Below are 22,005 nucleotides of genomic sequence, written 5' to 3'. Positions count from 1 at the left end.
CACCTATATTGAAGAAAGACATAAAAAAACGAGCTGTGCGATTTTCGCAAGCTCGTATGACTTCTAATATGTTTTTGTAACAGTATATTGAGCTGCATCCTTGATAAGCTCATACTTTTTCTTGCCCTTCTTTAGACCTGCATCAACTGTCGTATCAATCGTAACCCATTTCCCATCCAAGTACACTTCATTCCAAGCATGATAAACATCCACATAAGTAGATTGTCCCATCAAGAGCTTCGTAGGAATATCCACGCTCCGCAGCATTGCCGCAAATAATGAAGCGTATCCGTAGCAGATATCCTTTCTCGATTTAAAGGTGCGATCAATATTGGGGAGGTAATCAACTGACAGATTAGCAGCTAATTGATTATCATAACTTACATTCGTAATAATATATTCGTAGATTGCCTTTACTTTCTCCATATCCGTTTTTTTATTGCTGGCTAATTCTTTTGCCTTGACGATGGCGCTGCTCGCATTCGACCAGTCAATATTCTGGATAGAATTCAAGTACAAAACCTTGTTGTCTTTCAAATCAAGCGTCACGGTTTCTTTCTTCGCCAGTTTGTATTTGTTGCCTGTTGTATTCTCAAGAACGGATATCGTGTATTCACCATTGCCAAGCTGCAACGGAAACTTCTCAGCTGTTTTTCCGCCAGTTAGATTATATGTATAATTTGATGCGCCTTTTGCGATCATAAGCTTCGTTTTCACTTTAGTGTTCACTTCATATTGTACGGAGACAACACCTTTATCTAAATTCCCCGTATTGAGCCAATCAGAAGAGTCCGCTTCATTTGCCTGAACGACCGTTACATGGATGGATGCAAAAAGAACAAAAGCTGCGATGACTAACATAAATTTACGCATGAATATACTCCCTTCGGTAGCTGGCTGCCATCTTACGGAAGGCCCTTTAGCTTTGCGTCCCTACCTTTCGATAGGTTTGCCATTATCGTGTGAAGCGCTATGTGATGAATTTCCCCTATACAAACAAAAAAAAGCCTGTTCATTCGGTAGCTGGCTGCCATCATACGGAAGGCCCTTTAGCTTTGCGTCCCTACCTTTCGATAGGTTTGCCGTTATCGTGTAGCGCTTTATTAGTTCTATTCTACCATATGAATCTAGCAAATCAATAGATTGCACTACAATATCAATCATAATTTGAATGTTTTTAAGGATTGTTGTTGCAAATTCTCGATATTAGAAAAAAAAGAACCGTTGGCTGCTAAAAGCCATACGGTCCCTTGTCTTTTTCTTATTCAGCAGAACGCTGATCTCTCATATGAGGGAACAACAGTACATCACGAATAGATGGAGCATCTGTTAGAAGCATGATCAATCGGTCGATACCGATTCCTAGTCCGCCTGTTGGCGGCATGCCGTATTCCAGAGCGCGGATAAAGTCTTCATCCATCTCATGCGCCTCGTCATTTCCATGCTCACGCTCAACAAGCTGCGACTCGAAACGCTCACGCTGATCAATCGGATCGTTAAGCTCCGTAAATGCATTAGCATGCTCACGTGCTACGATGAATAGCTCAAAGCGATCGGTGAAGCGTGGATCTGCTTCGCTCTTCTTAGCAAGCGGCGAGATAGCAACCGGATGTCCTGTAACAAAGGTTGGCTGAATAAGCGTGTGCTCACCGAACTGTTCAAAGAAAGCGTTGAGAATATGACCAAAAGTCATATGCGGATCAACGGCAACTTTGTGTTCTTTCGCCAAACGATGGGCTTCCTCGTCGCTCATTTCCACGCCGAAATCTACGCCCGTCGTTTCTTTGACAAGCTCAACCATGCTGACACGGCGCCACTGAGGTGTCAAATCAATCTCTTGGCCTTGATAAGTGATTTTTGTTGTTCCAAGAACCTCTTGCGCAATATGTGCGATGACATTCTCTGTCAATGCCATAATATCCTTGTAATCAGCATAAGCCTCGTAAAGCTCAATCATTGTAAACTCTGGATTGTGGCGAGTCGAAATCCCCTCATTCCGGTATACACGGCCGATCTCATATACTTTCTCCAATCCGCCTACAATCAGTCGCTTCAAATGAAGCTCGATTGCAATACGCATGTAGAGCTGCATGTCCAGCGCATTATGATGCGTTTCGAAAGGACGCGCTGCAGCACCGCCTGCAATGGAATGCAGAGTTGGTGTTTCTACTTCTAGATAACCGCGGGAATCTAGGTAGCGACGCATGGATTGAATGATTTTGGAACGAGTAATAAAGGTTTGTTGGACGTCGGGATTCACGATAAGGTCAACATAACGCTGACGATAACGAAGCTCTACGTCTTTCAAGCCATGATATTTATCAGGCAATGGAAGAAGCGACTTTGTCAAAACTTCAATATCACGTGCTTTGACAGAGACCTCGCCTGTATTCGTTTTGAATACAACGCCTACTACGCCAATGATGTCACCGATGTCCAGCAAGTCAAAAGCTGCAAACTTATGCTCTTCAACGGAATCTTTACGAACATAAATTTGAACCTTGCCGCTCAAATCTTGAATCGTAGCAAAACCCGCTTTACCCATGCCGCGTTTCTGCATAATACGGCCAGCAATACGCACTTCAACCGCTTTTTCTTCTATTTCTTCTTTGCTGAGCCCTTCATAGGCTTGTACAATATCTTTGGCGTTATGAGTGCGTTCGAACTTTCGGCCGAATGGATCCACACCTAACCCTCTAAGCTCGTCCAATTTGTTTCTGCGAATTTGCAAGAGCTCACTTAACTCCTGCTGTTCATTGATTTCTTGTTCCACTTCTTTCATCTCCTTGATCATTCGGCAAAAGCAAGCAGCTGTCACCGGATTCATGCAGCAAAATCTCGTTTCGCAATAAAATATAAGCAATGTATAGACCTGTAATATACGTTCTTATATTTTAAACGTTCAAAAAGCTTCCCACAAGGAAGCTTTTTGAACCGCACATAGCAAACATTATTTTTTGATATCGAGAATTTTGTATTGAATAATGCCGACTGGTACGCTAACTTCGACAACGGTGCCTTTTTTCTTGCCTAGAATCGCTTTACCAACCGGGCTTTCATTTGAAATCTTGTTTTGCAAAGGATCGGCTTCCGCTGTACCAACAATGGAATAATCCATTGTGTCGCCATACTCCATATCCTCAACTGTTACGATCGAACCGATGCTCACGGTATCAATATCAATATCGTCATTATTTATAATACGCGCATTGCGCAACATTTTCTCAAGGGTAAGAACGCGGCCTTCGATAAATGCTTGCTCATTCTTCGCATCTTCATATTCCGAGTTTTCGCTTATATCACCATAGCCAATTGCTACTTTAATACGTTCAGCTACTTCACGACGCTTGACCGACTTTAGGTTCTCTAATTCATCTTCGAGCTTTCGCAGCCCTTCTTGAGTCAGAATGATTTGCTTATCGTTCATCTTTCCGATTCTCCTGTCATGTGACTAATTTTTCATACCTTGTATGAATTCACTGTTACCTAATATATTACGCTTCTTATTCCTCATACCAACTGTTGTTTGAAGCGCTCTTGATGTCTTCGTTAGATTATATTGCACGATTATATTGCAAAGTTACCCTGAATGTCAATCAAAGCCAGACGACCCATTGAAACCGTTTCATTTCTGAAATGTAGAGCAGAAGCCGCATGATAGCGGCTTTTGTCGAATGGTGTCGGCTCGCTCCCGTTACGGGGTAAATCGCATAACCGATCTATTGTATTTTAGTAAGCGACTACTTCAACAGAACCCGCTTCTTTGCTTGACACAGCACTGACAGCTTGGAATTCCTCGTCCTCTCCAAGCGAGCGGGCATAGTTTTCCAAAATCGCTGCCATCGGATCACAGCCGATATGATCGAGCAGCCTTTTTGCATCCTCTGGTGAGAAAACGTCGCCATTCCCAATTACGGGAATCGCTACCGCTTCATTGACATCCTTTATAATGTCCCAATTAGCCTTGCCCGTATACTAGCATGTAAAATGGCTTTGTCACTTACTATCTCAACACATACAAGACCCGTTCCAAACTCCTTGGCAATTAATCAAAAGGCAGGATTGTACACGACTGCCATCGGCGCTGGCACCACTCTATGCTTCATTTCGATGCCACCGATTTTCAGCATGTCACTCCTTCCTCCTCTTCTAATTGCTTATGGTTCATTTCTTGTGTACCAGACAGCACTATTCACGGTTATCAGACATTAATTCCTCATAGCTGATGCCGAGCGTCTTAGCGATATGATTTAATAACTTCGTATCCGTCTTTCTTGTTCCTCGCTCCAATGAGCCAAGAACGGCCACCGATACGCCAAGCTCCTTGGCCAGCTCCTGCTGAGTATAGCCCTTCAGCTTTCGAAAGGCTCTGACGCGCTGCGCCAATTGATTGTTTTCCATAACGTAATGCCTTCCTTTCCATCCAGAAGCGCTGCTTCAGATACTGCGCTTACCTCGGACTGCAGCCGATGTGTTTGATCCAAAACATCATGCAGCGGAACGAGTACGAACGACCGCTCCATCATACGCGGATGCGGTAATGTTAATTCCTCTTGATCCATTCTGACATTATCGTATAGGAGCAGATCAAGGTCAATGGTTCTCGGTCCCCAACGAATTTGTCGAACTCTACCGAGCTGGTGCTCGTACTCCAAAAGCTGACGTAAAAGCATTAATGGAGATAGTGTCGTTCGTACAGCTAATGCCATATTGATAAAGGGTGGTTGCTCTGTGTAGCCTACCGGATCAGTCTCATACATGCCCGACACTCTGCTTACCACGATGTTCGGGTGCGCATCGATGAGGCTAATCGCTTCCAGCAGCAGTTGCTCACGGTTTCCCATGTTTGATCCTAAAGCGATATATGCCTCTGCCTGTGCGCCATCAAGCGGGAATTGTTCGTCCATCATTGTCCCGCTTTCTGCGCAGTTCTACCGTTACTCCGTCAAAATGGATATCAAACGGCGGGTTTGGCTTCGTTACTCGAACCGTCACTTCATTTACCATAGTATAAACTTCCAGTACTTGCGATGCAATGTGACCTGTTAAAGCTTCGATAAGCTTAAACGGAGGGCCCTCTACAATCGTTTTCGTGAGAGCGTGGATTTCTGCATAATTCACCGTACTGTTCAAATCATCGGTTAACGCTGCTTGCTCCAAATCCATATTGAGTTCAACATCCACATAATATTTCTGGCCTAGCTTGTTTTCTTCAGGAAATACGCCGTGGTAGCCGTAAAACCTCATCCCTTTGATCATCATTTTATCCATTATAGTCACTCTCCTAACGATGTACCTTATTTAAAATAGGAAACGGCATTCTACAACACAATTAACGTCGGTATAAAATGGCGTCCGTCATAAGCGCGGTACGCTTTATTGCACGCACATCATGCACACGTACGATTTGGCAGCCGTGCGCAATGCCAAGAGCAACCGTCGCAGCCGTTCCCTCAACAAGCTCATCAACAGGCAGATTCAGCGTCTGCTTAATGAAACGTTTACGCGAGGTGCCGAGCAGCACCGGATATCCAAGTGCATGCAGCTCAGATAGACGGCTAAGCAGCTCCAGATTATCCTCATAGGTTTTGGCAAAACCAATACCCGGATCTAGCCAGATCTGATCTTCAGCGATGCCCGCCGTTCTTGCAATGCTTACACTGCCCTGCAAATCTGCAAGTACATCGGGAACAAAATCATTATAGTCTCTCGCATGGCGGTTATGATTGATGATGACAGGACAAGCATATTCAGCTGCAACTGCGGCCATATTAGGGTCACCCTTAAGCCCCCAAATGTCATTAATAATATGAGCGCCCGCCTCTAGCGCATGCCGTGCAGTCTCAGCTTTGTATGTATCGATGGATAAAGGAATGTGCGGCAGCGCCTTACGCAATCCTTGAATAACAGGAAGGATACGCCGCAGCTCTTCCTCCACTCCCACCGGCTCAAATCCTGGACGTGTCGATTCACCGCCAATATCAATAATATCAGCGCCTTCCTCCACCATCGCTTTCGCACGGGCAAGAGCCGCATCCACACTCGTATAGCTCCCGCCATCCGAGAAAGAATCAGGTGTCGCATTCAAAATGCCCATAATCAACGTACGCTCGCCTAGCTCCAGCCTCGTTCCACTGCCAAACTCATATGTTCTTTTATAGAAATTTGGTTGTTGATCCATTGTTAGATCGCCATCCTTCTTCTTAATGTTACATGATTATAGAGCTTAGACAGCTCTAGTATCATCGTCAATTGTCGTCTGTCGGTAAAGAGTAAGCAATTGCTTTGTAATAGACCCTGCTTGACCGTTTCCGATAACTCTACTCACCCCGCCAGCTTCGGATAACAGCGTAACGGGAACGAGCTCCTGAATGGAATTGGTAAGCCATATCTCATCGGCCGTTTGCAGCTTCTCCAAGCTATAAAGGCCCTCTTCGGTTTCATACCCTGCACTGCTAGCCAGCTCCATAACTCGCTCGCGCGTAATGCCCGGCAATATGCCGGTGGCCAGTTCAGGCGTATATACAACATTGTCCTTAGCAAAAAACAAGTTGCTCACGATTCCCTCCGCCAACCATCCCTCTCGCGTGAGCATAAGACCCTCGGCCCCAGGCGCAGCACCACTGGCAAGCAGCTCTCGCTTAGCAATAATATTGTTCATATAATGGAGAGACTTAAAGCGAACCTCGCCCTCAGGCGTGTTCCTCCTTGTCTGCAAAAGCCGCAGCTCCCGTCCGCGCATATGAACCGCATCATTAACCGGCGGCAAAGCCTTTACAAGCATTAACACATTCGGCTGTTCATAATCTCCTGTCGGCAACCCTAGCTCAGCTTCGCCTGCACTGACGGTTAGTCTTATATAGCCATCTTTTAATTCATTCGCCACAAGTAGCTCGTTAACGGAGCAGCGCAGCTCCTCCATATTAGGTGTGTACTGAATTCCTAGCTGATCACAGCCTGAGCATAGCCGCTTCATATGCCTATCTAGTAAGTATGGTTTCCCCTTATACGTGCGGAAAGTCTCGAACAAACCTATACCGTACAAAAAGCCGTGATCATAAACTGAGATCACGGCTTCGCTCGCATCCATTACGGAGCCGTTCAGTCCGACCTTCATCGCACTGCGCCCGTCCGATTTTGCAAGAAATTACGAAGCATCGTCAAGCCATGCTCCGTTATAATGGACTCAGGGTGAAATTGCACCCCTTCAATTGCATATTCCTTATGACGCAAACCCATAATTTCTCCTTCATCTGTTTCCGCTGTTATTTCCAAGCAATCAGGCAGCGTTTCACGGCGTACGATAAGAGAATGATAGCGAGTAGCGGTAAAAGGTGATGGCAAACCTTCAAATACGGATTTTCCTTGATGATAAATGGCAGACGTTTTGCCGTGCATCAGCTTCTCCGCACGCACCACTTCCCCGCCAAATGCCTGCCCGATCGATTGATGACCAAGACATACACCAAAAATCGGGATTTTACCTTTAAAATGCTCGATTAGTGATAGACTAATGCCCGCTTCATTCGGTGAACACGGACCTGGTGATATTAAAATATGATCGGGCGCTAATGCTTCGATTCCAGCTAAATCTATTTCGTCATTTCTTTTTACCGTAATATCTTCCCCAAGCTCACCCAAATACTGCACTAAATTGTACGTAAAGGAATCATAATTATCGATGACAAGTATCATGTTAAGGCTCCCCCTTTTTCCGTTTCCGCTGCCAAATCGACTGCTGCAAACCGTTCGCTGTACTGAATGGCCTTCCATAATGCCTTCGCCTTGTTTAGCGATTCTTTATATTCCCGCTCCGGCTCAGAATCAATAACGATACCTGCTCCCGCTTGAATATGAACAACGCCTTCCTGAAGCACCATGGTTCTAATAATAATATTAAATTCCATATCCCCGCTGTAGTCAATCCATCCAAGCGAGCCCGTATACGGTCCTCTGCGTGTCGGTTCAAGCTCTTCTATGATTTCCATTGTGCGAATTTTTGGAGCACCTGTAATCGTTCCTCCAGGGAAGGTAGCCGATATAACATCGTAAGCATCTTTGCCGTTTGCAAGCTGTCCTACTACCTGAGAAACAAGATGCATAACATGCGAGTATTGTTCAATAACCATAAACTCTTCGACCTTAACCGTACCATAAGTAGAAATCCGCCCAAGATCGTTCCGTTCCAAGTCAACGAGCATAATATGCTCCGCCCGCTCCTTCTCATTCGTGAGAAGTTCGTCAGCTAGGCGCCGATCCTCTTCCTCCGTTCGCCCGCGTCTACGCGTTCCAGCTATCGGTCTTGTGATCAGTTTGTTATCATTGAGCTCAACGAGAAGCTCAGGGGATGCAGATACAATCTGAAAATCAGGACAACGCAGAAACCCCATATAAGGCGATGGGTTAACTAGTCGAATCCATTCATAAAGTTCTTCCGGCGCAGCCGCAATCGCTTTGCTCTGACGAACGGACAAATTCACTTGAAAAACGTCACCCTGCTCAATATATCGCTGAATGCTGCGAACGGCGTCCATGTATGCTTGCTTCGAGAAAGGGGATGTGATGCCAGAAATCGAATCCGCATCCAATTGCAATAAATCATCTGTCAACAAACGCTGACGCTCTGCTCGAAGCGATATCGCCTTCGCCTGGGCATGCTCTTCATCAAACCAGGTTAACCAGTAGTTGGTCATCCCTTCCGCTCTAGATGAAGCACGGTCATAAGCAGCACGCAGTTCCTCTTGATCCGCATTTTGATCTACTTTTGAATGGACAGCACAATACACTTTTGATTGCTCATGGTCGATGATCCATATCTCATTCATTTGCATGAATAAATAATCGGGAATATCCTGATTATCCTCGGCTAGCACCGGCAATCGTTCGATCGAACGAATGACATCGTAACCCCAGAATCCGATACAGCCGCCAACCCACTTAGGCCCATTCTCAAGCTTCGGCCCAAGCAAACCGCTCATCCATTCTCTCACAACCTCAAGCGGCTTACCTTCCCAGCGGCGCTTGCTTTGCTCCTCTAGCGAATGAAATTGTATCGACTCTGCTTGCAGCCCTTTTCCACGGATAACCCCGTCAGGATGCAATCCCAAATACGTATATCGTCCGTCCTTGCCGCTTTCTAATACAAAAGCATGCGGCGAAGCGTCCTGCCATACTTCTTCCCATGACGTTACGTTCGCCCGATTACCGAACTCAAAGGGTAATTCTTTAACGAATGGCAGCGTCGTATATTTCTGTTCGGCGTGCCACCGAGTCCATTGCTCTATCGCGGTGATCATCACCTTCAACCCCCGAATACTTGACTTATTTTGCTCAGTATACAGAATAGCTAAGTAAAAAGAAAGCCTTCCATTCCGAGGAATGAAAGGCTGTTCGATATAGGCAGTAAAAATTAGTTTTCGAAGTTGAACAGCGGTGTGGAAAGGTAGCGTTCGCCGTTGCTTGGAACAATCGCAACAACACGTTTTCCTTCGCCAAGCTCTTTCGCAACTTGCAATGCCGCATAGATCGCTGCGCCAGAGGAAATTCCGCAAAGAATGCCTTCTTCTTTCGCTGCACGACGAGCGTATTCAAACGCATCTTCGTTCTCAATTGTAATGACAGCATCGTAGATATCACGGTTCAAAATATCAGGAACAAAGTTTGCGCCGATACCTTGAATTTTGTGAGCACCCGGTTTGCCGCCAGAGAGGATCGGTGAAGCAGCAGGCTCTACCGCGTAAATTTTAATACCGTCGAAGTTTTTCTTAAGCACTTCACCAGTACCTGAAATCGTTCCGCCAGTTCCGATACCAGCAACGAACGCATCAAGCTTACCATCAAGGGAGTTGATCGCTTCGACGATCTCAGGACCTGTCGTTTCGCGGTGAACCTTAACGTTTGCTTGGTTTTTGAATTGTTGCGGCAGGAAGTAGTTCGTGTTCTCAGCAGCTAGTTCTTCCGCTTTGCGAACAGCACCGTTCATACCTTCAGAACCTGGCGTCAATACAAGCTCTGCACCGTAAGCGCGAAGCAGGTTGCGACGCTCAATACTCATCGTTTCAGGCATAACAAGAATAGCCTTATAGCCTTTTGCAGCTGCTACAAGTGCTAGTCCAATTCCTGTATTTCCACTAGTAGGCTCAATAATAGTATCGCCTGGTTTTATGATTCCCTCTTGCTCAGCTACCTCAATCATACTGATTGCAATACGGTCTTTTACACTTGCACCTGGATTTTGATATTCAAGTTTCACATAAACTTCTGCACTGCCCTCAGGCACGAGACGGTTTAAACGAACAAGCGGAGTGTCACCGATAAGATCTAGAACACTTTGTACAATTTTGGCCATGGAAATAACTGCCTCCTTATTCCGACTAATTCAGTTGGTATTTTCACTAATTACATCTTAACAATCTCTTGCATCCGTTGTCAATAGTGACTTTAACGCTCCACTGAAAACGCAGCACCGGGCAAAGCTATTCTGTTTTCACAGCATCATATTTCTCTAGCAGCTTATCCTCAATTTTGGTCAATGAGTCAGCACGTTCAAGCGCCAGCTGCTTGCGTACGGTATCTTGCAGCCTGCCGCCCGACATATTCGTTGTCATTTGGCGCTCGATAAGACGAATAACCGCATAACCCCCATCTACCTTAATCGGACCAGCAATTTCAGCTACCCGCAAACGGCTGGCTGTTTCCATCATTTCGCGGTTATAGAATGGGTCATCTTTATCAATTAAGCCGAGATCGCCGCCTGTATCTGCCGTAAAAGAATCAATGGAATAGGAATGTGCCATCTCAGCGAAATCCTCGCCATCCGATAAAAGCCCCATCACGGAGTTAGCTTCCTTCATCGTCTCCGTTATAATCCATTGCAGATGCAGCTGCATTTTCTCATCAAATTCCTCAGGATGGTCGGTTATATAGCGTTCAACCTCTTCATCTGAGACATGAATGCTTCGCACGACGATTTTCTCCAGAAGCAAGCGGTAATGCAAGTCCTCCAACACCTGTTCCCGGCTCATGCCTAATTGCTCTTGCATGACTTCAAAAAAACGTTCTTCACTATCGTAGCCTTCAATCATTTTATCAAGCTCACGGCTTTGCTCTTCAGCGAGTATGCTTAGCTCAGAGGCTGCAGCTTCTAAATCAATCGCTTTATGAACCATTAACGTGCGCAGAACAGCAGCTCCATATTGCGAATGAAGCTCACCTTCCAAATCTGCAAGCGTAATGTTTTCCTTGCCCACTTTAGCGATCACACGGCTACCATCCGATTGATTCGTTGGTGTTTGGCCCGGCTTGCTCGGTTCAGCCGTTTCTTCCCCACTGCCGACATTCGTTGGCTGCTGATTATCCAGCTGTCGATCATGACCCGGCCACACTCTAATTACGACGACTACCGATAATACCACCATGCATACGGCTTGAAGGATGACAACGGCCTTCAGCACCTCGTATTTCCTCATTGCCCTAATGCCTCCGATTATTGGATCGGCTTTGGTTTCGCTTGTTCAAGCAGCAGCTTTAGCTGCGCCCGTTCAAATGTATACGCTTCGTTGCAAAATTGGCAAACGACTTCCGCTTTTCCATCTTCATCAATAATTTGTTGCAGCTCATGCTCACCTAAACTGAGAAGTGTCTGCTCTACACGCTCGGAGGAACAGAAGCATTGAAACTTCAAGTCCATCGTATCGTGAATGTGAAGGTCGCCATCATTGCCTACAATCCGGCGCAGCAGCCCCTCCGGTGACTCTCCTTGATCAAGCAAGGTCGTTACAGGCGGCATCGATCCAACCGCTTGCTCCAGTTTTGTAATCTCATCGTCCGTCAAACCAGGCATAAGCTGAACGATAAACCCGCCGGCATGCAGCACCGAGTTATCTGTATCTACCAAGACGCCAAGACCAACCGCCGAAGGCGTCTGCTCGGAGACCGCGAAATAGTATGTGAAATCCTCGCCGAGTTCACCCGATACAATCGGAATACTGCCACGGTATGGCTCCTTCATCCCTAAATCCTTTGTAATATGAAGATAACCAGTGCGCCCGACAGCTCCGGCTACGTCAAGCTTACCCAGTGCGTTGCTTGCCAAATGCACTTCAGGATGATCAACGTATCCGCGAACCTCTCCGTCTGCATTGGCATCAACAACGATCTGGCCGATTGGACCGTCGCCCTTTACTTGAATCGTCAGTTTTTCTTGCCCTTTCAGCATAGCGCCCATAATAGCACCTGCTGTTAATGTACGCCCTAACGCTGCTGTAGCCGTTGGATATGTACCATGCCTTTGGCGAAGCTCTTCAACAAGCTGAGTCGTGCGAGCCGCGAACACTCGAATCTTGCCATTCCATGCCGTCCCTCGCACCAGCACGTCCTTCAGCTGATTTTCCATCAAAATCCCTCCTGATTGCGTTCATATATAATTCTCAATCCTTCAAGTGTGAGCAGCGGATCAACCTCTTCTATCGTTTCCGATTCAGCAGCGATTAACTCAGCTAAGCCGCCGGTTGCGATTACACGTGGTGTGACACCAAATTCTGTACGAATCCGTTTAACAATACCGTCAACCTGTCCTGCGTATCCAAAAATAATGCCAGCCTGCATCGATGTCACAGGATTGCGCCCAATGACACTCTTCGGCTTCACAAGCTCAATACGCGGCAGCTTAGCGGCACGCTGATAAAGCGCTTCGGTAGAAATGCCGATCCCCGGAACAATGGCACCGCCCAAGTAATTGCCGCCTTCATCAATATAGTCAAAGGTCGTTGCTGTACCGAAATCAACAACAATAAGCGGTGAGCCGTATTTTACGATGCCCGCCACCGAATTGACGATCCGATCAGCCCCAACCTCACGTGGATTCTCATAGCGGATGTTTAATCCGGTTTTGACGCCAGGCCCTACAACTAGTGGAACTTTACGCAAATATTTGAGGCAAAGCTGCTCGAGTGTCCGCATCAAAGGTGGAACAACCGATGAAATAATGACGCCTTCCATTTGTTCCAGCTTCACGCCGGCATAATGAAACAGATTATGAATGTTAATGCCGTATTCATCTACTGTAGCAGAACGATTGGTGCTCAGCCGCCAATGGTGCAAAAGTTCTTTTCCTTTATAGATACCTAGCACAATATTCGTATTTCCAACATCAATGACGAGGATCAAAGCGACTCCACACCCTTCTTCTCATTCAAATCCAAGCTAATATCGAGCGCATGGAAGGAATAAGTCAATCCGCCTACCGAAATGACATCAACGCCGCTAGCTGCGATACCTTTAACGGTTTCTAAAGAGACACCGCCAGATGCTTCTACGATAACGTGAGGAGAAGCTGCTTTAATTCGAGCTACACACTCCTTCATCAAATCTGTAGACATATTGTCCAGCATAATAATGTCTGCGCCACAAGCAAGCGCTTCGTCCACTTGCGCTAACGATTCTGTCTCTACTTCAATTTTCATTGTATGTGGAATTTTACTGCGCGCAGCTTCAACCGCAGCACGAATGCCGCCAGAGCCTTTAATATGGTTATCTTTAATCATAACTGCATCGTATAAACCGAATCGGTGGTTAGCGCCGCCCCCCACACGCACTGCATACTTCTCCAGCATCCGATGTCCTGGGGTTGTCTTGCGAGTATCGACAAGCCGAACCGGCAATCCTTCAAGCGCATCGATGAAAGAACGTGTCTTAGTCGCAATGCCAGACAGCCGTTGCATTAAGTTAAGCGCAAGTCGCTCTCCGGTTAATAGGCTATGCGTGCTGCCCTCTACAGTGGCGATAATCGTACCCTTGTTTACATACTCGCCATCCTGTACTTTGGAATCAAAGACAAGTGACGAATCAACAACCTCAAATACGAGCTTCGCAATCGGAAGCCCTGCAATTATACCGCTTTCCTTCACATGGATAACCGCTTTGGAACGCGAGTCCCTTGGAATCGTCGTTTCGGTCGTAATATCCCCACTGCCTATATCCTCTGCAAGCCATCCGCGAATTTGCTCGCGCACTGCCGCATTATAACCGCCTGCCATCCATTCAAACATCCTCTATTCGCTCCTCCGTCAATCCATATAGACGGTGTAACACCGTATGCTTTCTCCACATTGCATCATCGCGTACCGGGAAATCCTCTCGGAAATGCGCACCACGACTTTCCTCCCGAGAGAGTGCAGCTTCCGTAGTCAGCAGGGCACAGGTGAGCAGATTAGCAAATTCGTATTCCTCACGCCCCGTCAGAACGGATTGATAGATAGGCAACTGCCGTTTCAATTCCTCAAGACCTTTCATAAGACCACTTGCATCGCGGCGCAAGCCAGCATAACGGACCATGATCTTTTGCAGCTTAAGCCGTCTTTCTACGACAGCTTGGATTGATGTACTGCTTCGTTCTATCTCATTACTAATAATAGGCTGAATCGTAAGACTCGGAAGCTCATCGATTCGTTTTACAATTCTTCTGCCAAATACAATGGCCTCGGAAAGCGAATTGCTCGCTAATCGATTAGCGCCGTGTACACCTGTTGAGGAAACTTCGCCACAAGCGAATAAACGCTTTATATTCGTTTCCCCATTTAGGTCGGTTTTCACTCCGCCCATCATATAATGCATAGCTGGTGCAACCGGAATCCAGTCCGACGTCAAGTCGAGGCCGTATTTTAAGCAATATTCATATATAGTAGGAAAACGGTGCTTCACCATTTCCGGTGATTCATGTGTAATATCAATATAAACGAAAGTCGATTTCGTCTCTTCCATTTCACTGACGATGGCTCTCGCCACAACATCGCGCGGTGCCAGCTCCAGCTGTTCATGGTAGCGTTCCATGAAGCGCTCTCCTTTAATATTACGAAGATACGCCCCTTCGCCGCGCACAGCCTCTGATATCAAAAACCTTGGCGCACCTGGATAACATAGAGAGGTAGGGTGGAACTGAATAAACTCGACATCCTGTATGTATGCCCCTGCTCGATAAGCCATCGCAATGCCGTCTCCTGTAGCAACCTCAGGATTTGTTGTGTAACGGTACAACTGGCCCGCCCCGCCTGAGCTCAAAATGACGGCTTTGCCTCTTACAAACAACCGCGCACCGCTCGGCTTCTGTACAATGACACCACAGCATTCGCCGTCCTGTGTAACCAAATCAATAACAAAATGGTCATCCCAAACTTCGATCTTAGGATTGGCAATAGCTGTTTCGGACAATGCTCGTACAATCTCAAAACCTGTAGCATCCCCGTTAGCATGCAAAATACGCCGCTGGCTATGCGCTCCTTCCTTCGTAAGCGCAAACTCGCCATTTTCCAGATCAAATTGCGTTCCCATCTTTATTAAGCTGCGAACACCTTTGGGTCCCTCATGAACGAGTACATCAACCGCTTCATTAGAACATAAGCCTGCACCCGCTACGAGTGTATCTTGTCTATGGTAAGCCGGCGAATCCTCATCCGAAATAACCGCAGCGATACCGCCCTGCGCATAACGCGTATTGCTGTCGAGCAGCGATTTTTTCGTAATCATGAGGACAGAATTGTTTTCACTTGCTCGTATAGCGGTAAAAAGACCGGCAATGCCGGCCCCAATTACAATCACATCTTTTTCTATAACAGGCAGCTCACTTAACTGCACATCGACTAAATATCTAGGAATCATCATTGGCTCCTCCAAGCGTAGAAGCAGCGCATACTACTTCACGAGTAGCATGCGCTCCAAGGATAAACGGGCTTGATCTGCAACATGTGGCGGTACGTAGATTTGAGGCTGCATCGTTTCCAAGCATTTCACTAGCTTCTTCAAATTATTTACTTTCATGTTAGGGCACACCAAATATTTAGATGCAAAATGAAAAGTTTTACCTGGGCTGTCTAAACGAAGCTGATAGCCAGTGCCATCTTCTGTTCCCACGATAAATTCTTGGCAATCTGATTCTTTACAATATTTAATAATAGCGGTTGTACTGCCTACAAAGTCGCCTAGCTCAACAACTTCAGGACGACATTCCGGATGCACAACGAATTGCGCATTAGGATATTTCGCTTTCATTTCTTCTACGTCTTTAACCGTCAGCATATCGTGCGTATTGCAGTAACCTTCCCAGATAATCATTTTCTTATCTGTATTCTGCTGCACATAGTGGCCTAGGTTCTTATCTGGTACCCAGATGATCTCGTCGCCTTCAACCGAATTGACAACTTTAACCGCATTTGCCGATGTGCAGCAAATATCAGTCTCAGCTTTGATCTCAGCAGACGAGTTAATGTAAGTAACGACTTTTGCATTCGGGTGCTGCGCTTTCAGCTTACGCAAGCCATCAACACTTACCATGTCGGCCATCGGACAGCCCGCACGCTCGTCGGGAATGATAACGGTTTTATTAGGAGCCAAAATTTTTGCGCTCTCACCCATAAAGTGAACGCCGCAAAAAACAATAACTTCAGCATCCGTTTGTGCAGCCTTCTGCGCAAGCAGGAAGGAATCTCCACGGAAATCAGCTACCTCTTGAATTTCATCACGTTGATAATAATGAGCTAAAATGATAGCATTCCGTTCTTTCTTCAACTGTAACAACCGTTCACGCAGCTCTCGGTTTTGCTCCGCCTTGCGTTCCAGTGCCAGTGCTTCCACAGTAGATCCTCTCCTCTTATGAAGGATGGGCGATAACCCATTCCGTTATACGGCAAGCTGAACTTTGTGAATTGATGCACAAACTTAGAAAGTCGCTTACCTATAGTTTAAACCAAAAGGGATAAATTCATTTGATTAAGTTTTAATTTACACGCGGTAGATGCTACTGTCAATGCGTTAAAGGCCTTTTTAAGGCAGCAATTTAAAATAAATTATTTTGATCGCTGTATCTCACTCCCATTCTTCGTAAATGAACCTTTTTTACTATATAATCGCGACCTCCGTCATCTCTTGTTTTTGCAACGAAATAAAAAAAGTCTCTCTCCGTGATGGAGAGAGACCATTTTGAATTATCTTTTTGCTGGATCGTAAGGTTGACCAAGTGCTGATGGCGCATTTGAACGGCCGACAGCTCCTGCCAAAACAATCAGAGTTAAAACGTATGGCAGCATGTAGAAAAATTCAACTGGAATATGCTGCGAGAATTCAAAGCGCTGTGCAAAGCTTCTAAGCGCCTGAGCTAGACCGAAGAACATTGCTGCTCCTACAACGCCAAGCGGATTCCATTTACCGAAAATCAGTGCTGCGAGCGCAATAAATCCTTGCCCAGAAATCGTATTATGCGCAAAGCTGCTTGTCGTCGTCAACGTAATTGTCGCACCGCCAAGACCTGCAAGCGCGCCGCTGAGCAATACACCGATATAACGGTATTTGGTTACGCTAATACCAACGGTATCCGCAGAGCTCGGATGTTCGCCCACAGCACGCAGACGCAAGCCAAACGGCGTGTGGAACAAGACGAAATAACTGATCACTGCGATAGCTAGAACAATATACGTCGTCGGATACGCGGTGAAAATAGCTTTCCCGAGCAACGGAATATCAGATAAATAAGGTATTTTCACTTTGTGAAATACATTAGCCAAAAGCGGCGTTTGACCTGATCCATCATAAATGCTTTTGGTTAGGTAAAGCGCTAAGCCAAGCGATAGGATGTTAATAACGACACCGACGACGGTTTGATCCGCACGGAACGTGATCGTTGATATCGCATGCAATAAAGCAAATAACGTACCATAAATAGCTGCAGCTATAAATCCAATCCACGGTGATGCACTGCCTAACCCAGCTTGTATCGCATACTCCGTTGCAACTGCCGCGGCGAACGCTCCTGAAACCATCAAGCCCTCTAGTCCGATGTTCACAACACCTGAGCGCTCTGAGTACATACCGCCAAGTGCTGTAAAAATGAGCGCGGTGGAGAACACGAGCGTTGTATTAATAAGTTGTCCAATGATGTCTAGCACGTTCATCCTACACCGCCTCCTTCCGCTTGCTTGCACGTTTATTTAGAAAAGGCTTTAAGAACCACTTCACCAATCCATGCGAAGCAACGAAGAAAATAACGGCGCCGATTACGATACGCACGACCTCAGGAGGAACACCTGCACCAAAGCTCATGCCTGCTGAACCGTAGCTGAGTCCACCGAATAAGATTGCGCCAAGGAATACACCAATCGGCGTATTTCCGCCAAGGAGCGCTACCGCAATACCATCAAACCCATAGCCCGGAGAAGCAGCCATAACGGTCTGGTTGCCGAACACGCCTAAAATTTCAAACACGCCGCCCAGACCAGCGAATACGCCGCTTATAAACATCGACTTAACCATCGTTACGTTAACGTTCATACCCGCATATAACGCTGCATCCGGATTATGTCCAACAGCACGAAGCTCGTAGCCTTGTTTCGTACGCCATAACACGAAATAAAACACAACGATACAAATGAGAGCAACTACCGTACCCCAGTGCATACGAGCGTTGTCTGTCAGTTTAATAAGCCAATCAATTTTCACCATAGCTGATTCATGAACCGGCATCGACTTCTGCTGGCCTTTCTCAACAAGAAACTTCGCAATGATAAAATTGGAGAGGAACAATGCGATCCAATTCAGCATGATGGATGAAATAACTTCATTTACTCCACGCTTCGCTTTCAAGTAACCAGCAATACCCGCCCATAGGCCACCGAATACAGCACCCGTAATTACAGCTAGAGGCGCATGTATATACCATGGCAGGTCAAGCAGCACGCCTACGATTGTCGCGCCAGTCATGCCCATTACAAATTGTCCCTCTACACCGATATTGAATAGACCTGTACGGAAAGCGAAGGAAACGGCTAAACCTGTAAAGATCAATGGTGTAATTGCTCGAACCGCTTCTCCCATATTGTAAGGAGTGCTAAACAGCTTATTGATTAAAGAAGTGTACGCTAGAATTGGATCGTACCCTCCAGCAAGCATGGCAATGGCGCCAACCACAAATCCAAGAATGATTGACACAATTGGAATAAGGATAGACGATTTATTAAATATTTTTTTCAAGGTTTCCATATACGCTATCCTCTCCCCTCTGATGCAGGTACAGCTATTTTGTTACCAGCCATCATAAGTCCAAGCTGCTGATCATCTCTCTGCTCAGCATCAACCTCACCCATTAGCTTGCCTTCATACATGACCGCAATTCGATCGGACAATGCATACAGCTCATCAAGCTCAAATGATACGAGTAAAATCGCTTTTCCTTCGTTTCGAGCTTGTACCAACCGCTTGTGCACAAATTCGATCGCACCGATGTCGAGGCCGCGTGTAGGCTGAACCGCAATAAGCAAATCAGGATCTTTATGAAGCTCCCGTGCGATAATAGCCTTCTGCTGGTTTCCGCCAGACAACTGACGAGCATGCGTATGAATACCTGATGAGCGAACATCAAATTCGTTAACAAGCTTTTCAGACAGCTTGTCCATGCTGTTGTAATCAATAAACATGGAACGGCCGAATTCCGGCTCAAAATACGTATTCAAAATCATATTCTCACTAACTGAGAAATCTAGCACCAGCCCATGCTTATGCCGATCCTCTGGTATATGCCCTACTCCCGCAACCGATATTTGGCGCGGAGAATGGTTCGTCATATCCTTGCCGTTCAGCTTAACGCTGCCGCCGTCCAGTTTGCGCATACCTGTTATAGCGTAAATGAGCTCGCTTTGCCCATTGCCATCAACACCGGCTATGCCAAAAATCTCTCCTGCACGAATGTTGAAGCTGGTACCATCCAGTACATTTTTGCCTTGATCACCTTTCATCTGCAATCCATCCACAGATAAAATTACTTCGCCAGGCTCGTTCTTCGTCTTCTTCACCTCGAAGGATACATCCCTGCCGACCATCAATTCCGCAAGCTGCTGCTCATTCGTCTCATCTGTAGTTACTGTCTTGATAACCTTGCCGCGTCTAATAACGGTTACAGCATCTGCAAGAGCCATTACTTCTTTCAATTTATGCGTAATGATAATAATCGACTTTCCTTCAGCAGCCAGGTTGCGAATGATTTCGATTAGCTCCTCAATTTCCTGCACCGTCAAAACAGCTGTCGGCTCATCAAAAATAACGATTTCGGCGCCGCGATACAACGTTTTCAGAATTTCAACACGCTGCTGCATGCCTACTGTAATATCTTTAATTCGCGCCTGAGGGTCTACATTCAGACCATAACGTTCGGATATCGCCCGAACCTTCTCATTAGCGAGCTTGTAGTCGATTTTCATACCTTTGACAGGTTCATTGCCAAGCACAATATTTTCTGCAACGGTAAAAGGCTGTACGAGTTTGAAATGTTGATGAACCATGCCGATGCCAAGGTCAATTGCTTTAGAGGCACCCTCAATGACTGTTTTCTCTCCATTAACCCAAATCTCGCCCTCGTCCGGTTGATATAGTCCGAACACAATGTTCATTAGTGTCGATTTCCCTGCGCCATTCTCGCCAAGCAGCGCATGAATCTGACCTTTCTTCAATTCAAAATTTATGGAATCGTTAGCTACCAATCCGGGAAACCGCTTTGTAATTCCCTTTAACTGTACAGCCGCCTTGCTCCGGTCCATTCCTCATCATCTCCCCGGTTTTTACTGCTTGAATATGCATAAAAAATTTGACATTAAAAGCACTTACTTATCCCAACAAAGAACAAAGACCGGCCGAAGCCGGTCTTGTCTGATTCATCAACAAACGATCCTCAATCAAAGGATACCATTGAATGGAGAAAACTATTCAGTAGGTACTTTAATATCGCCGCTAACGATTTTTGCTTTGTATTTCTCTACTTCAGCAAGAACATCAGCTGGAACGTTTTTCTTAGATGTTTCTGGCAAGCCTACTGCATCGTCTTTCAAACCTAGCTCTTGTACAGTTCCGCCAGCCCATGTTCCAGCGATTAGATCTGTGGATACTTTATGAACCGCAGTTTCAACGCCCTTCATCATGGACGTAAGTGTAATTTCATCACCGAACTCAAGTGATTGGTCTTTATCTACACCAATAACCCAAACGTTTTCACCATTGTCTTTACGCGCTTTACCTTCATTGAACACACCATTGCCTGTAGCGCCAGCAGCGTGGAAAATAATATCAGCACCGCCATCGTACATTGTTGATGCAGCCAATTTACCAAGGTCAGGTTTACCGAAGTCACCTGCATAGTTAACTTCAACTTTAACATCCGGTTTAACTGCAGCAACACCAGCTTTGAAGCCTGCTTCGAATTTCTTGATAACCGGAATCTCCATACCGCCAACGAAACCAACTTTATTTGTTTTTGTCATCAAACCTGCAACGACACCAACAAGGAAAGATCCTTCGTTTTCAGCGAAAGTAATAGAAGCAACGTTTGGCGCTTCGATTACGCTGTCAATTACTGCTAGCTTAGCATCTGGATTTTCTTTAGCCACTTTGCTTAGTGCATCATTAAACAAGAAACCGATACCCCAAGTAAGGTCATATCCTTCTTTAACAAAGCTGTTTAGGTTCGGCTCCATGTCTGCTTCGCCTTTACTTTCCAAGAACTTCGTTTCCGCGCCAGTCTCAGCCGCTACTTTCTGAAGAGCTTCCCATGCGCTTTGGTTAAAGGATTTATCGTGTACGCCGCCAACATCAGTAACCATACCAATTTTTTTGCCTTTTCCAGTACCATCGTTTTCAACAGCAGGTGTAGTCCCTTTATCTCCGTTCGTGCCGCCCTCGTTGTTTTTCTTTCCTCCGCAAGCTGACAACACTAGTGTCAACGCGATCATCATTACAAGCATAAAGCTAAATGTCTTTTTCATGCGTGTTTTCTCCCCTGCTCTAATTTTTGTGTAGCTTGGCAACCCCTGTTACATTCTTATTCTTGCTGATACTGGCCGCTATTATTTCATTATAGTTACAAAAAAATAAACGTCAATAACTTATGTCAGTTAAAGTGACATAAAAACGTTATGACCGTCGTCATGTAACATCTATGTAACGTTTGACCAATATGGACAAAACCTCCATGTGAGC

21 protein-coding genes, 1 pseudogene and 2 riboswitches are annotated in these 22,005 nt (G+C 45.9%); all 22 genes and pseudogenes read right to left on the bottom strand.

Annotation, left to right across the window (positions count from 1 at the left end):
- Positions 1-63 precede the first annotated feature (63 nt).
- Positions 64-873, bottom strand: a complete 810-nt coding sequence (locus AC0VYE_RS00470; protein WP_475445391.1) for a transglutaminase-like domain-containing protein — start codon at positions 871-873, stop codon at positions 64-66.
- A gap of 12 nt (positions 874-885) precedes the next feature.
- A riboswitch (cyclic di-GMP riboswitch) is annotated at positions 886-964 on the bottom strand.
- A 51-nt stretch (positions 965-1,015) separates the two neighbouring features.
- A riboswitch (cyclic di-GMP riboswitch) is annotated at positions 1,016-1,094 on the bottom strand.
- A 167-nt stretch (positions 1,095-1,261) separates the two neighbouring features.
- Complete coding sequence (lysS, locus tag AC0VYE_RS00465) at positions 1,262-2,782, bottom strand: lysine--tRNA ligase (protein ID WP_475449379.1); 1,521 nt, start codon at positions 2,780-2,782, stop codon at positions 1,262-1,264.
- Between the two features lie 168 nt (positions 2,783-2,950).
- Positions 2,951-3,427 carry a transcription elongation factor GreA gene (gene greA / locus AC0VYE_RS00460; RefSeq protein WP_076271320.1) on the bottom strand — a complete coding sequence of 159 codons (477 nt, stop codon included), beginning with the start codon at positions 3,425-3,427 and terminating at the stop codon, positions 2,951-2,953.
- A 419-nt stretch (positions 3,428-3,846) separates the two neighbouring features.
- Positions 3,847-4,130 (bottom strand): annotated as a pseudogene (locus AC0VYE_RS00455) (tRNA-dihydrouridine synthase); the annotation flags it as partial.
- Between the two features lie 58 nt (positions 4,131-4,188).
- Positions 4,189-4,401 (bottom strand): helix-turn-helix domain-containing protein, encoded by a 213-nt coding sequence (locus tag AC0VYE_RS00450; protein WP_054025845.1) that lies wholly within the window; start codon positions 4,399-4,401, stop codon positions 4,189-4,191.
- The gene (folK, locus tag AC0VYE_RS00445) at positions 4,353-4,910 is read right to left on the bottom strand and encodes a 2-amino-4-hydroxy-6-hydroxymethyldihydropteridine diphosphokinase (RefSeq protein WP_256711077.1); all 558 of its coding nucleotides are present in this window, start codon (positions 4,908-4,910) and stop codon (positions 4,353-4,355) included. Before folK ends, AC0VYE_RS00450 begins: the two co-directional genes overlap by 49 nt.
- On the bottom strand, positions 4,885-5,271 hold the full coding sequence (gene folB, locus AC0VYE_RS00440) for a dihydroneopterin aldolase (RefSeq protein ID WP_076271318.1): 387 nt from the start codon (positions 5,269-5,271) through the stop codon (positions 4,885-4,887). The genes folK and folB overlap by 26 nt, the downstream gene beginning before the upstream one ends.
- Before the next feature lie 61 nt (positions 5,272-5,332).
- Complete coding sequence (gene folP / locus AC0VYE_RS00435; protein WP_076271317.1) at positions 5,333-6,181, bottom strand: dihydropteroate synthase; 849 nt, start codon at positions 6,179-6,181, stop codon at positions 5,333-5,335.
- Between the two features lie 45 nt (positions 6,182-6,226).
- Complete coding sequence (pabC, locus tag AC0VYE_RS00430; protein WP_076271316.1) at positions 6,227-7,117, bottom strand: aminodeoxychorismate lyase; 891 nt, start codon at positions 7,115-7,117, stop codon at positions 6,227-6,229.
- Positions 7,114-7,695, bottom strand: a complete 582-nt coding sequence (gene pabA / locus AC0VYE_RS00425) for an aminodeoxychorismate/anthranilate synthase component II (RefSeq protein WP_076271315.1) — start codon at positions 7,693-7,695, stop codon at positions 7,114-7,116. Before pabA ends, pabC begins: the two co-directional genes overlap by 4 nt.
- The gene (locus AC0VYE_RS00420; protein ID WP_475445386.1) at positions 7,692-9,296 is read right to left on the bottom strand and encodes an anthranilate synthase component I family protein; all 1,605 of its coding nucleotides are present in this window, start codon (positions 9,294-9,296) and stop codon (positions 7,692-7,694) included. The genes pabA and AC0VYE_RS00420 overlap by 4 nt, the downstream gene beginning before the upstream one ends.
- A gap of 113 nt (positions 9,297-9,409) precedes the next feature.
- On the bottom strand, positions 9,410-10,348 hold the full coding sequence (gene cysK / locus AC0VYE_RS00415; RefSeq protein ID WP_054025838.1) for a cysteine synthase A: 939 nt from the start codon (positions 10,346-10,348) through the stop codon (positions 9,410-9,412).
- A 127-nt stretch (positions 10,349-10,475) separates the two neighbouring features.
- Complete coding sequence (locus AC0VYE_RS00410) at positions 10,476-11,468, bottom strand: peptidylprolyl isomerase (RefSeq protein WP_076271313.1); 993 nt, start codon at positions 11,466-11,468, stop codon at positions 10,476-10,478.
- Positions 11,469-11,485: 17 nt separating this feature from the next.
- Positions 11,486-12,394, bottom strand: a complete 909-nt coding sequence (gene hslO, locus AC0VYE_RS00405; RefSeq protein ID WP_076271312.1) for an Hsp33 family molecular chaperone HslO — start codon at positions 12,392-12,394, stop codon at positions 11,486-11,488.
- On the bottom strand, positions 12,394-13,167 hold the full coding sequence (locus AC0VYE_RS00400) for a type III pantothenate kinase (RefSeq protein ID WP_076271311.1): 774 nt from the start codon (positions 13,165-13,167) through the stop codon (positions 12,394-12,396). Before AC0VYE_RS00400 ends, hslO begins: the two co-directional genes overlap by 1 nt.
- A complete protein-coding gene (gene nadC / locus AC0VYE_RS00395; RefSeq protein ID WP_076271310.1) occupies positions 13,164-14,048 on the bottom strand; it encodes a carboxylating nicotinate-nucleotide diphosphorylase in 885 nt (294 codons plus the stop codon). Before nadC ends, AC0VYE_RS00400 begins: the two co-directional genes overlap by 4 nt.
- On the bottom strand, positions 14,041-15,654 hold the full coding sequence (gene nadB / locus AC0VYE_RS00390) for an L-aspartate oxidase (RefSeq protein WP_076271309.1): 1,614 nt from the start codon (positions 15,652-15,654) through the stop codon (positions 14,041-14,043). The genes nadC and nadB overlap by 8 nt, the downstream gene beginning before the upstream one ends.
- Positions 15,655-15,687: 33 nt before the next feature.
- Positions 15,688-16,626, bottom strand: a complete 939-nt coding sequence (gene nadA, locus AC0VYE_RS00385) for a quinolinate synthase NadA (RefSeq protein ID WP_054025832.1) — start codon at positions 16,624-16,626, stop codon at positions 15,688-15,690.
- Positions 16,627-16,976: 350 nt separating this feature from the next.
- Complete coding sequence (locus tag AC0VYE_RS00380; RefSeq protein ID WP_076271308.1) at positions 16,977-17,939, bottom strand: ABC transporter permease; 963 nt, start codon at positions 17,937-17,939, stop codon at positions 16,977-16,979.
- A gap of 1 nt (position 17,940) precedes the next feature.
- On the bottom strand, positions 17,941-19,023 hold the full coding sequence (locus tag AC0VYE_RS00375) for an ABC transporter permease (RefSeq protein ID WP_076271307.1): 1,083 nt from the start codon (positions 19,021-19,023) through the stop codon (positions 17,941-17,943).
- Positions 19,024-19,028: 5 nt separating this feature from the next.
- The gene (locus AC0VYE_RS00370; protein ID WP_076271306.1) at positions 19,029-20,573 is read right to left on the bottom strand and encodes an ABC transporter ATP-binding protein; all 1,545 of its coding nucleotides are present in this window, start codon (positions 20,571-20,573) and stop codon (positions 19,029-19,031) included.
- Between the two features lie 162 nt (positions 20,574-20,735).
- Entirely contained in the window at positions 20,736-21,791 is a 1,056-nt protein-coding gene (locus AC0VYE_RS00365) for a BMP family lipoprotein (protein ID WP_076271305.1), read from the bottom strand.
- Positions 21,792-22,005 lie beyond the last annotated feature (214 nt).

The sequence above is a fragment of the Pristimantibacillus sp. Z349TD_6 genome, assembly GCF_056173205.1.
Note: the sequence above shows the minus strand (reverse complement) of the source record. Positions and strands in the feature narration are given on the sequence as shown.